The sequence below is a fragment of the Streptomyces sp. NPDC007875 genome, assembly GCF_042868035.1.
In the GTDB taxonomy this organism is placed as follows: domain Bacteria; phylum Actinomycetota; class Actinomycetes; order Streptomycetales; family Streptomycetaceae; genus Streptomyces; species Streptomyces antimycoticus.
Map to the genome: position 1 here is coordinate 279,064 of NZ_JBIADZ010000009.1, position 11,794 is coordinate 290,857.

Annotated in this window: 11 protein-coding genes and 1 pseudogene; 8 read left to right on the forward strand and 4 right to left on the reverse strand. The window is 70.4% G+C overall.

The window, feature by feature from the left end; genetic code table 11:
- Nucleotides 1–30 precede the first annotated feature (30 nt).
- The 4 genes from ACFYOY_RS21070 (at nucleotide 31) to ACFYOY_RS21085 (ending at nucleotide 4,349) form a co-directional block, all read left to right on the forward strand.
- Nucleotides 31–372 carry a helix-turn-helix transcriptional regulator gene (locus ACFYOY_RS21070; RefSeq protein ID WP_351893719.1) on the forward strand — a complete coding sequence of 114 codons (342 nt, stop codon included), beginning with the start codon at nucleotides 31–33 and terminating at the stop codon, nucleotides 370–372.
- A gap of 6 nt (nucleotides 373–378) precedes the next feature.
- Nucleotides 379–1,956: a BTAD domain-containing putative transcriptional regulator gene (locus ACFYOY_RS21075; RefSeq protein WP_388588742.1), complete on the forward strand. Its 1,578-nt coding sequence runs from the start codon at nucleotides 379–381 to the stop codon at nucleotides 1,954–1,956.
- A gap of 201 nt (nucleotides 1,957–2,157) precedes the next feature.
- On the forward strand, nucleotides 2,158–3,495 hold the full coding sequence (locus ACFYOY_RS21080) for an aldehyde dehydrogenase family protein (protein WP_388588745.1): 1,338 nt from the start codon (nucleotides 2,158–2,160) through the stop codon (nucleotides 3,493–3,495).
- A gap of 38 nt (nucleotides 3,496–3,533) precedes the next feature.
- Nucleotides 3,534–4,349, forward strand: a complete 816-nt coding sequence (locus tag ACFYOY_RS21085) for an alpha/beta fold hydrolase (RefSeq protein WP_388588748.1) — start codon at nucleotides 3,534–3,536, stop codon at nucleotides 4,347–4,349.
- A gap of 38 nt (nucleotides 4,350–4,387) precedes the next feature.
- Here the strand turns inward: ACFYOY_RS21085 and ACFYOY_RS21090 are convergent, their stop codons facing one another.
- Entirely contained in the window at nucleotides 4,388–4,954 is a 567-nt protein-coding gene (locus tag ACFYOY_RS21090) for a CGNR zinc finger domain-containing protein (protein WP_351893728.1), read from the reverse strand.
- Nucleotides 4,955–5,089: 135 nt separating this feature from the next.
- On the opposite strand from ACFYOY_RS21090, the gene ACFYOY_RS21095 reads away from it, so the two are divergent.
- Both ACFYOY_RS21095 and ACFYOY_RS21100 read left to right on the forward strand, forming a co-directional pair.
- Nucleotides 5,090–6,163 carry a hypothetical protein gene (locus ACFYOY_RS21095; protein WP_388588751.1) on the forward strand — a complete coding sequence of 358 codons (1,074 nt, stop codon included), beginning with the start codon at nucleotides 5,090–5,092 and terminating at the stop codon, nucleotides 6,161–6,163.
- Between the two features lie 136 nt (nucleotides 6,164–6,299).
- Complete coding sequence (locus ACFYOY_RS21100) at nucleotides 6,300–6,782, forward strand: molybdopterin-dependent oxidoreductase (protein ID WP_351893735.1); 483 nt, start codon at nucleotides 6,300–6,302, stop codon at nucleotides 6,780–6,782.
- 46 nt (nucleotides 6,783–6,828) lie between these two features.
- Here the strand turns inward: ACFYOY_RS21100 and ACFYOY_RS21105 are convergent, their stop codons facing one another.
- Both ACFYOY_RS21105 and ACFYOY_RS21110 read right to left on the reverse strand, forming a co-directional pair.
- Nucleotides 6,829–7,680, reverse strand: coding sequence for a putative RNA methyltransferase (locus ACFYOY_RS21105; RefSeq protein WP_351893739.1), 852 nt, complete (start codon nucleotides 7,678–7,680; stop codon nucleotides 6,829–6,831).
- Nucleotides 7,681–7,755: 75 nt separating this feature from the next.
- Nucleotides 7,756–8,622 (reverse strand): helix-turn-helix domain-containing protein, encoded by an 867-nt coding sequence (locus ACFYOY_RS21110; RefSeq protein ID WP_388588755.1) that lies wholly within the window; start codon nucleotides 8,620–8,622, stop codon nucleotides 7,756–7,758.
- Nucleotides 8,623–8,804: 182 nt separating this feature from the next.
- On the opposite strand from ACFYOY_RS21110, the gene ACFYOY_RS21115 reads away from it, so the two are divergent.
- Entirely contained in the window at nucleotides 8,805–9,218 is a 414-nt protein-coding gene (locus tag ACFYOY_RS21115) for a cupin domain-containing protein (RefSeq protein WP_388588758.1), read from the forward strand.
- 180 nt (nucleotides 9,219–9,398) lie between these two features.
- Nucleotides 9,399–10,640, forward strand: a pseudogene (locus ACFYOY_RS21120) (glycoside hydrolase family 71/99-like protein); the annotation flags it as partial.
- Between the two features lie 35 nt (nucleotides 10,641–10,675).
- Here the strand turns inward: ACFYOY_RS21120 and ACFYOY_RS21125 are convergent.
- Complete coding sequence (locus tag ACFYOY_RS21125; RefSeq protein WP_351893746.1) at nucleotides 10,676–11,794, reverse strand: glycoside hydrolase family 99 protein; 1,119 nt, start codon at nucleotides 11,792–11,794, stop codon at nucleotides 10,676–10,678.

The window sequence follows — 11,794 nt, forward strand, 5'->3', positions numbered from 1 at the left end:
TATCTCATGTCCGGCTTACGGGGCCATGGGGTGAGACGGCCCGACGAACGCGCGGTGGGCTCGTCCGAACCCGCAGCCGCCTCCGGCGCTGCCGAACTCGCCGGACGGCCCGACCGCCAACCGCTGGAACTGCTCAGCGACCGCGAACGCGAGGTTCTGGACCGAGTCCTGGAGGGGCACACCTACCCCTCCGTGGCGCGTGCCCTGGGCCTCAGTCCGCACACCGTCGACACGTATATGCGACGCATCCGGGCCAAGACGGGGGCCACCCATCGCATGCAGCTGCTGCGGCTGGCGATGGCCGACGCCCTGGAGACGGGTTCGGGGGACACGGGGGACACACGGGGACACGCACATCCAGACAGAAGGTGAGGTTCCGTGGACTTCCACTTGCTCGGCCCCCTTGAGGTGCTCGATGACGGGGCACCGGTGCCGCTCGGCGGAGTCATCAAGCGAGGGGCGCTCGCCCATCTGCTCATCCACGCCAACAGCGTGGTGGCCACGAGCCGGCTGCTGGCCGCCCTGTGGCCGGGCGACACCCCGCTCACCGCCCGGAAGATGCTGCAGAACGCGGTCCGGGACCTGCGCCGGACGCTGTCCTGCGAACCCGGCTCCGAAGGCCGGGCGGTGCTGGTGACCGACGCCCCGGGGTACCGGCTGCGGGTGGATCCCGACGCCGTCGATCTGCTCCGCTTCCGGCGGGCGGTGGAGCGCGGACACGCCGAGGTGGCCGTCGGCTCCTACGAGTCGGCCGCGCGGGTGCTGCGGGAGGCCCTGGGGCTGTGGCGCGGACCCGCGCTCGCGGACCTCGTCGAGGACGGCCTCGTCTGGCCGGAGCTGACCGCGTGGGAGAACAGCCGGCTCAACGCGCTGGAAGACCTCTTCGAGGCCGAGCTGGCGTGCGGCCGTCACCACGCGGTCCTCGGAGAGCTGCAAGCGGTGGCCGCCGCCGAGCCGACGCGCGAGCGCCTGAGCTGTCAGCTCATGCTGGCCCTCTACCGCTGCGGACGGCAGACCGAAGCGCTTGCCGCCTACCGCCACCGCCGCGTCGAGCTGGTCGAGCGGTACGGCCTCGAGCCCACCCGCGAGATGCAGAAGCTGGAGCGGGCGATCCTCGCCCACGCCCCGGAGCTCGACCCTCCGTCCCCGCCCGCGCTGGTCGATGTGACGCCCCTCCCCAGGACCGACCTCTCCGGGACCGACCTCTCCGGGACCGACCTCTCCGGGACCGATACGGCGCGGGAGACCCCGGCCCAGAGCAGGGCGGGGCTCACCGCGGTGGGCGGGCGTGCCACCCGGCCACGGCGGCTGAACGAGTCCACGGTGGAACACAAGCGGATCAGCCTCGTATGGGTGCGCCACGCCCTGGAGGGCCACGGCCACGATCCGTCGAGCGTCCAGGAGGCGCTGCGGGAGGCCGAGCGGGTCGTCCGCGAGGAGGCCGCACGGTTCGGCGGGACCATGGCCCATGCGGCCGGGCCGGTCCTCTCGGCACTGTTCGGCCACCCCGAGACGAGTGAGGACGACGCGGCCCGGGCGGTACGGGCGGCGTTCGCGATGCGCGACCGCTTCGCCGTCCGTGGCGCCGGACCCGCGCCCATGGGCCTCGGACCGGCGTGTCTCCATGTCGCCGTGGTCACCGGAGACGCCTATCTGCTGTTCCGGCCGGGGGAGCCGGACACTGCCCCGCGGGTGATGGGGGAGGCGGCGGACCGGTGTTTCCGGATGCTGGCGCTCGCCCCGCAGGGGCAGGTGCGGGTGTGCGAGGTCACCCGCCGCGCGAGCGAACCGGACATCGCCTACCGCGTCGGTCCGGAACCCCCCGATGGTTGGGAGGCCGTCCAGGTCCGCGGGCAACGGCACGGCGCGGAGGGCCGCCGTACGGCCGGACCCCGGGACTGGACGGCCCGGCCGGCTCAGGAACCCGAGGAGATCCCGGCCCACGCCGTGCTGTGACACCCGGAGTGCGGTGACGGTGGTGGCGGGGGTCTCGCTCGGTCGGGGCGGACCCTGTACATGGTCTATCGGCAATAGAAAATTACACGCCTGTGGTCGCGTGTGCTATAACGTAAGCGTCTAAATCTGAAAGATACTTACGTCGATGTCCGGCACACCCTGCCCGCGGGCCGGGCCCCTTTCCACAGAACGGGATGCCCCATGACCACCACCTACCCCGCCTTGACCGAGACCGACGCCGCCGCCCTCGTGGCGCGGCTGCGGGAGACCCACCGCAGCGGGCGCACCAAGTCTCTCGCCTGGCGCCGCGAGCAACTCACCCGGCTGCGCGCGCTGCTGACCGAGAACCGCGCGGCCATCGCCGACGCCCTCTGGGCCGATCTGCGCAAGAATCCCGACGAGGTCGACCGCGCGGAGATCGACATCACGGTCCTCGAGATCGACGACTACCTCGAGCACCTGGAGGAGTGGCTCGCCCCGCAGCCCGCGGAGGTCACCGTCTCCCATCTGCCGGAGGGGACCTTGGCCCGCACCGAGCTCGACCCCCTCGGTGTCGCCCTGGTCCTCTCGGCCTGGAACTATCCGATCTATCTGCTGCTGACCCCCGTCGCGGCCGCGCTGGCGGCCGGCAATGCGGTGGTCATCAAGCCCTCCGAGCTCGCCGAGCAGACCTCCGCCCTGCTGGCCCGGCTCCTTCCGGCCTACCTCGACACCGAGGCCACCGCCGTGGTCGAGGGTGGCGTCGCACAGACGACGTCGCTGCTGGCCCAGCGCTTCGACCACGTCTTCTACACCGGCAACGGCACCGTCGGCCGGATCGTGATGCGCGCGGCCGCCGAGCATCTGACCCCCGTCACCCTCGAACTCGGCGGCAAGTCGCCGGTCTTCGTCGACCGCGACGCCGACCTCACCGCGGTCGCCGCCCGCATCGCGTCCACCAAGTTCTCCAACGCAGGACAGACCTGCGTCGCCCCCGACTACGTTCTCACCGACCCGGACACCGCCGAGGCGCTGGCGGCCGCCCTCACCCAGGCGATCGAGCAGCTGTACGGCACCGACCCGCAAGCCGCCGACCACTACGGACGCATCGTCAACGAGCGCCACTTCGACCGCCTCACCGCGCTGCTCGGCTCCGGCCGCACCGTGACCGGCGGACAGAGCGACCGCGCCGAGAAGTACATCGCCCCGACCGTGCTGCTGGACGTGACGCCGGACGAGCCGGTGATGCGGGAGGAGATCTTCGGCCCCATCCTGCCGATCCTGACCGTCGCCGACCTCTCCGAGGCCATCGCCTTCATCAACGACCGCGACAAGCCGCTGGCGCTCTACGCCTTCACCGAGAACGACACCACCCGGGCCCGGCTGATCGCCGAAACCTCCTCGGGCGCGGTCAACTTCGGCTTCCCCGTCTTCCATCTGACCGTGCCGACCCTGCCGTTCGGCGGGGTGGGGGAGAGCGGCATGGGCAGCTACCACGGCCGCTACTCGCTGGAGACGTTCAGCCACCGCAAGGCGGTCCTCGACGTCCCGCTGAGCTGACCCACCCACTCATCCACAGTGCGCAGGAGGACGAGGACATGAGCGAGATCAAGACCCGGTTCCGGCGGATCGACGGACTCTCCGTCCGGTACGCCGAGAGCGACAAGCCCCATGACCGCGAGGCGCTGCTGCTGAGCCCGTGGCCGGAGAGCCTGTACGCCTACGACGCGACCTGGTCGCGGCTGGCCGACCACGCTCATCTGGTCGCGGTGGACCTGCCGGGGTTCGGGCAGTCCGAGCTCCGGGAGGATCTGCTGTCCCCCCAGGCGATGGGCGAGTTCATCGTACGGATCGCCGACACGTTCGGGCTGGCGAAGCCGCATGTGGTGGGCCCGGACATCGGCACCAGTGCGGTGCTGTTCGCCGCGGCCCGGCACCCGGACCGGTTCCGCAGCGCGGTCGTGGGAACCGGCGGGGCGGCGGTCCCGCTGCAACTGGGGGGCGTGCTGGACGAGTGGGTGCACGCCGAGGACCTGGCTCCGTACCGGGCCATGGGTCCCAAGGACGTCGTGACCGTCGCCATTGATGCCATCGACGGCTACGAGCTGCCGGAGGTGGTCCGCGAGGACTACCTCGCCTCCTATATGGGCGAGCGGTTCGCCGACCAGATGCCGTACGTCCGGGCGTATCCAACCGAGCTGCCGGTCCTGGGCGACCTGCTGTCCCAGATCGAGACGCCGGTGCAGATCATCGCGGGTCGCAAGGACACGGTGGTCCCGGTGGCGAACGCCGAGTACCTGCACGAGCGCCTGCCGAACAGCGAGCTCGACATCATCGATGTGGGCCACTTCGTCTGGGAGGAAGGCGCGGAGGAGTACGCCCAGGCGGCCACCGGCTGGTGGCAGGCGAACTGACCTTCTCCGTAAGGGAGGTGGCGAGACCCGGCCCGGCGTTAGCTCCCGGGCCGGGTCTTCTTCCGGGCGCGGTACGCGGCCACGTTGCTCTTGTTGCCACAGACCTCGTACGAGTGCCAGCGCTGGGTGCGACTGCGCGTGGTGTCGTAGAACACGTGGCTGCAGCGCTCGTTGGCGCAGATACGGAGGCGGGGCCAGGTGCCGTCGGAGACGAGTTCCGCCACCGCCAGGGTGATGCCACCCACCACGGGGTCGCCGCCCACCTGCCGCAGCCGCACCGCTCCGGGCTCCGAGAAATCCTGCCGCAGGGTGACAGCGGACGCCCGCTCGGCGAGCTGCGCCCAGCCGGGTGCCGCCTCGGCGCTGTCCGGCGCGGACGCGATGTCCATGAGGGTTGTGCGCAGCCCGCGGATCTTGGCGATGCGCTGGGGTGATGGCGCTTCCGCCGCGGGCTGGCCGAACGGGCGCAGGACCGCGCTCGCCGTCTCCGGGGTCTGGAGCGTGTCCGGAAAACCGGGACCGTGCGGCCGGGAGTTGAGCAGGTCCACCATCGCCGCCGCGGTCGCGGGAATCCGCCGCGCTGAGTCCGATTCTTCTCTGGCCACCCAGCCATTGTAGCACATGGTCTACTGGCGAATGGGGCTTACATCTCGGTGGTCGTGCATGCTATAAGTAAGCGTCTAAAATAAAACACCAATTACAAGATCACCTTCCGAGATCAAACCTCGAGGACACAGCTCATGATTGCCAAGAACGGCCCGGACCTCCGGCCGGGGCGGGGCCAGGGCCCGCCGATCCTGTCCGGCTCCGCCGCCTCGGCCGGAACCGCGCCGTACGCGGCTCCCGCCTCCCATGACTCGCGGAGCGCGCGCATCGGCCTGCTGGCGATCTCGCTGGGCTCCGCGGGCCTGGGTGGAGCCTGGCAGGCGGCGACCTCCGTCGCCTCGGCGTGGATCCAGATCAGCGATGTGCTGTTCGCGATCAGCGGACTGGTCTGGATCGTGCTCCTGGCCGCATATGTGCGGCACGGCGGAGCCCGGTGGCACAACCTGCGCGAGGATCTGCGCCACCCGGGCCAGGGGTTCGCCCTCGCGTACGTCCCCATCATCGGCATGCTGATCACCGGTCACTTCTCGCGCTTCGGTGAGGAAGGCGCCCGCTGGGCCTATGCCGTCTTCGTCGTGGCGGCCGCGCTGGTCGCCGCCCGGCTGCTCGCCCACTGGTTCACCGGCGTGCTCAGCGAGACCACCCTGCACCCCGGCTACCTGCTGCCGGTCTCCTCCGCACCGTTCATCGCGAGCATCACCGCGTCGACGCTGCACCTCCCCGAGATCGCGGCAGCGGCCTTCGCCGTGGGGGTTCTGTACTGGCTGGCCTTCGGCACGGTCATCCTCGGCAGCCTGGTCGCCGGCAGTCCGCTTCCGCCACCGGCCCGGCCCACCCTCACCGTCCTGGTCATCCCGCCCGCCGTCGGCAGCAACGCCTGGCTCGCCGCCCACGGGGGCCGTCTGGACGGGGTCGGCTACGGGCTCTCCGGCATCCTGTTCTTCACCCTCGTCCTGGTCGCCTTCATGCTTCCGACCATCCGCGAGCGGTCCTTCCACACCGGGCTGTGGATCTACAGCTTTCCGGTGGCCGCCACCACGAACTTCCTGGTGCGCTGGACCTACGCGGCGGACGTGCCGGGCCGGGAGATCATCGTCTGGGCGCTGCTGGCGGTGGCGAGCGTTGGCTTCCTCCTCCTGGGCGTCGCGACGCTCGTCCACGGTGGCCGGCACTGGCGCCTACGGGCCGGGAGCCCGGATCTCGGGTGAATCGGCAGTGTGCCGCAGATGCAAGGTTAAATCCTCCTTCTCCCTCGCATCATCCGGATTCTTGATCCCTCGGCATGGCATGTGCGTTTGCGTGGGACCGGGGGTCGGGTAACGGTCCTCCAGGAGGTGGTAGCCCGTGAGTGACTCCCTCGCAGCTGCCAGTACGGCCGCTGGTCCGGTGGCGGAGCTCGCCCTCACGGGCGATCTGACCCGTCCGGCCCGGCTGGCGGTGTCCGAACTGCTCTCCTGGCCCCAGCACCGGGCACAGGTCAGCTTCGACTGCGCCACCAGCGGCATCCAGCAGCACCGCTTCACCGGACCGTATCTGCATGACGTCCTGGTCTCCGCCGGTCCCGCCTTCGACCCCGCCCGGCGCAAGGACCGCCTGCGCTTCCTGATCGCTGTACGCGGCGCGGACGGCCATCGCGCGCTGCTGTCCTGGGCCGAGATCGACCCGGACTTCGGCCGTGCCCCCGTCCTGCTCGCGGTCACCATCGACGGCACCCCGCTCGACCGCGCGGGCCCGCAGCTCGTCCTGCCCCAGGACCGTTGCGGCGCCCGGTACATCAGCGGCATCGAGGCGATCCGCGTGGACGGCGGGTACACCGTCTGGACCTGACGGCGCTGAGCGGAGCCCGCTGGGCCGGGGTGTCCTTGCGGTGGTGTCAGACCAGCGGACGGTATGCGGTGAGCGTGACGGACAGCGTCACGTCACAGGGCTCGGGCAGCAGCGCGACGCGCTCCTTCAGCCGCTCGCCGTGCTGGTGCCAGGCGTTCGGCCCCATCCCCACCAACTGCGGCACGGCCTGGTGGTCCAGCGTCATGGTGCTCCGCGAACGCTCCCGGGCCACCTCGGTGAAATGAGCCGAGAACCGGTCCGCCAGCCGCTCGTCCTTCTGCTCGTCCACCCGCAGCAGCCCCAGGGCCTCCACCAGTTCCCGCAGGTGATCCGGCCGGGGCGTCACCACCAGCAGCACACCCCCAGGGCGCAGAATCCGGCGCAGCTCGGCCGGATTGCGCGGTGCGAAGACGTTGAGGACCACCGGCGCGGCCCCGTCGGCGAACGGCAGCCCGTCCCAGGCGTCGGCCACCACCGCGCTGATACGGGGATGCGCCCGCGCGGCCCGGCGGGCGGCGAACTTGGAGATGTCGAGCAGGACGCCCTCGGAGCCCGGGAACTCCGACATCACCCGGGCAAGGTGGTAGCCCGTGCCGCCGCCGATGTCCACGAGGCAGCCGGGGTCCCCGCCCGTCGGCGCCGGTGCCGTCTCGCGCGCCAGCGCGGCCAGTGCCCCGGCGATCGGCGCGAAGTGACCGGCGGCCAGGAAGTCCGCGCGAGCCGCCACCATCTCGGCGGTGTCCGCGCTGAACTTGGCGGCCCCGCGCAGCAGATTCACATACCCCTGCTTCGCCACGTCGAAGCTGTGCCCCTGGGAACACCGCAGCGCGCCCTCGGCCATCGTCAAACCGCCGGAACAGTAGGGGCAGCGAAGGTACCGAACCGCCTCTTTCCGCATGGTGTCCCCCGTGTCGCTGTTGTCCTGACAGGAGCTCAGCCTATGCACATCTCGGCGGCGCGGTGCGGCCGGGTCTCAGTCGGCCGATGACGCCGACAGGTGCTGGTCGGCGGCCCAGGAGGCGAGGATGCGCAGTCCGTCGTGTGCGGACGTGCCGACCTCGGCCGTCCAGATGACCAGCTGCTGGTCGGGATCGGTGCTGGCGGTCAGCGTGTCCCAGTCCAGAGCGAGCTCCCCGGCGAGCGGATGGTGGAGGACCTTGGTGCCCACGCCGAGCGTGGCGACCTGGTGGGAAGCCCACCAGGTGCGGAAATCCGCGTCCTGGACGGAAAGTTCTCCGACGAGTGCGGACAGCCGCGGGTCGTCGGGATACTTCGCGGCCTCCATGCGCAGCTGGGCGACGCAGGTACGGGCGACGGTCTTCCAGTCGGCGTACAGCGTCCGCATGGCGGGGTCCGTGAAGAGGATGCGGACATAGTTCCGGTGCTTTTCCGGAACCTGCCCGAAGTCGGTGATGAGCGCGGCGGCGAGGGAATTCCACGCGATGACGTCCATACGCCGCCCCATGACGACGGCGGGGGTGGCGGTGAGGTCGTCCAGCAGCCGCCGCAATTGCGGCTGGACTTTCTGCCGCGCCCGGCGCCGGGGGCGGGCGATTTCCTTTCCGGCGAGTCCGAAGAGGTAGCCGCGCTGGTCGTCGTCGAGGTGCGGGGCCTGGGCGAGGGCCTCCAGCACGGGTGCGGAGGCGTGGATGCGGCCCTGCTCCAGGCGGGTGTAGTAGTCGGGGGAGATGGCCGCGAGCTGGGCGACCTCTTCCCGGCGCAGACCTGCCACCCGGCGCGGGCCCGCGCTGTCGGGCAGCCCGACGATACGGGGGCTGAGCTCGGCCCGGCGGGCCTTGAGGAATTCGCCCAGCTGGTTGAGGTGTGCGTCGGGACTCATGGTTCCCAGTGTGGCACCGTGCGGCAGCCCGCTGAGGGGGAGAGTTTTATCCCAGGATGTTTCCCTCCCAGGAGGAAACCCTCCTCTGCGCGAGTCTGCGCAGAGGTGCGAGCCTGGAAGCCACGACACCGAAAAGAACACCGGAGCGACACCGAGGAAAGTCACGGGAAGAAGGAAAACCGTTGAAGTTCGTCACTCCTCAGCCCACCACGAAGGCCCCCGCGGACTGGTTCACCGGCGATGTGTGGTTCGACGTCATATGCGCCGGCCAGGAGCCCTCCCGGATGCGCGCCAACATGGTGCGGTTCTCCCCGGGCGCCCACACCGCCTGGCACCGCCACGCCGTCGGCCAGACCTTGCACGTGGTGGAGGGCATCGCGCTGATCGGCACCCGCGACGGCACGGTCTTCGAGGCCCACCCCGGCGAGACCGTGACCTGCCCGCCCGACGAGGAGCACTGGCACGGCGCCACGCCGGATCGGTTTATGCAGCACCTGGCGATGTGGGAAGGCACGGGCGACGACCGCCCCGAGACCACCTGGCTGGAGAAGGTCACGGACGAGCAGTACGGCGGCGTCCGCACCCGCAGTCACTGACGACCGCTGGTCCGCGATCCTTGATCGCCGAATGAGGGAATGGCGCATAAACGACGAAAAGCGCTTCCGCCTGAATTCGGCTAACCGTCCATTAAATTGCGGAATCATGAATGCGTGATTACGATCCGCCGCAGCGAGCACCCCCACTCAAGCCGCTCACTGCCGGAAAGGCAGGCCCTCATGGGTATGTCACGCCGCCAACTCATCGGTTCCGCGCTCGGCGCCACGGCGCTCGGTGCCCTGGGCGCCGCCAAGCTGACGACGGGCACCGCCACCGCGGCCAGCCCGCCCGGTGACGTCGTCGGCAAGGTCACCGTCGGCTATCAGGGCTGGTTCGCCTGCGCGGGGGACGGCGCCCCGATCAACGGCTGGTGGCACTGGGCCGCCGACATGTCCCAGCCGCCGTCGCCGGACAACACGGGCATTCACAGCTGGCCGGATATGCGCGAGTACACCAAGGGATACCGGACCAACTACGGCAACCTCAACAACGGTCAGTCGGCCACCTTGTTCTCCTCCTACGACCAGCAGACCGTCGACACCCACTTCCGCTGGATGCAGCAGTACGCCATCGACACCGCCGCCCTCCAGCGCTTCAACCCCTTCAGCCCCGAGGGGTCGACGCGCGACGCCATGGCCACCAAGGTCCGCTCGGCGGCGGAGAGGTACGACCGGAAGTTCTACATCATGTACGACGCCACCGGCTGGCTCGACATGAAGAGCCAGATGAAGCAGGACTGGACGGACAAGATGAAGGCCCATACGTCGTCCTCCGCCTACGCCAGACAGAACGGCAAGCCGGTGGTGGGCATCTGGGGCTTCGGCTTCAACGAGGCCAACAAGCCCTGGTCGGCCGCGGACTGCCTGGATGTCGTCAACTGGTTCAAGGACCAGGGCTGTTATGTGATGGGCGGAGTCCCCACCCACTGGCGGTCCGGCAACGAGGACTCACGCCCCGGCTACCTCGGCGTCTACCACGCCTTCCATATGCTCTCGCCGTGGATGGTGGGGCGCATCGGCAACATCGCCGACACCGACCGCTTCTTCACCAATGTCAACACCCCGGACCAGGCCGACTGCAACGCCAACGGGATCGACTACCAGCCCTGTGTGCTCCCCGGGGACACCCAGTCGCGGCAGCGCGCACACGGCGACTTCATGTGGCGACAGTTCTACAACATGGTGCGGGTGGGCGCGCAGGGCATCTACATCTCCATGTTCGACGAGTACAACGAGGGCAATCAGATCGCCAAGACGGCGGAGAACGCGTCGATGGTCCCGGCCGGTTCGGGGATCTGGGCGCTCGACGAGGACGGCACCGTCTGTTCCTCGGACTACTACCTCCGCCTCACCGGAGACGGGGGCCGGATGCTCAAGAGGCAGATCGCGCTGACCCCCGACCGGCCCACGAAACCGGTCGTCTAGCGCCGTTCGCCGGGGCCCCGGCACACCACGCCTCAGCGGCGGCGAGCCGCCTCGAACCGGGCCACCCAGTACGCGGTGCGGTCGAGATACGCCGTCTCGGCCGCGGCGCCCGTCCTTCCGTACGCCCCGCTGTAGGTCCGGTAGCTCTGCGCCGTGGGCGGGGCGGAGGCCGCGGGCTCGATCTGGCTGCCCTCGTGCCACTCGTTGAACGAGGTGATCGAGACCCAGGAGGGCGGGCCCCCGTTGGCGGGGGAGAGGGCGTTGTTCCACTCCAGGTCATAGGTGGCGCCGTCGTCGCGCTCCAGGGTGGGCGTGGTGTTCCCGGGCACGGCGCGGTCGTCGATGTAGCCGGGGCCGATGGACGGTGCCCAGACCATGCCGTGGTCGCGGCAGTACGCGGCCGGGCCGGCCCACTGCGGGTTGTTGCCCGCGGCGATGGCGTCATAGGTGTACATGCCGCCGAAGTGCGCGACCTTCGACACGTCCGTGGTCTGGGCCAGCACGATGGCGCGGTCGGCCACCTGGTCCAGCGGGGTCCAGTCGACGATCCGCAGGGACTCGAAGACGTAGTACGCGCCGCGGTCGCCGTGTGCCGCGTCCCGGTAGAAGGCCGCGTGGCCGCCGTACCGCTGGATGAGATAGCCGATGTCGTCCACCACGGACTGTGCCGTGCGGCCGGCGTAGGGCTCGATATGCCAGGCCACCTTCAGCCCGCACGCGGCCGCCGCGTCCAGGAGCAGCGGCACCCGCTGGTCCTCGTAACCGCCCCGCCCCCACCAGCTGGTGACGAGCACACCGGTTCCGGCCTGGGCCAGCCACCCCATATGGCGGTCGACCACGGCGCGGTCGCCGGAGTCGTAGGCCCCGGCCGCCGGGTAGAAGTCGGAGCCGATCCGGTCGGGTGGGGTGAGGCCGCCCTGCGGCCAGTGGCGCCAGGAGCCGTTGACCGCCGGGCTGCCGTACCAGGGGTAGTAGAAGATGTGCACGGATCGAGAGGGGGCGAGACGGGGCGCGGTGGCGGGTGTCCTGGGGTCGTCGGCGGGTGCGGCGGCCGCCCGGCCTCCCGCCGCGGCGAGCGCGCCGGCGCCCAGGGCGCCCGTGGCCGCGGCCGTCAGAAAGGTCCGGCGACGGGTGCCGGGGCTCTGTGCCAT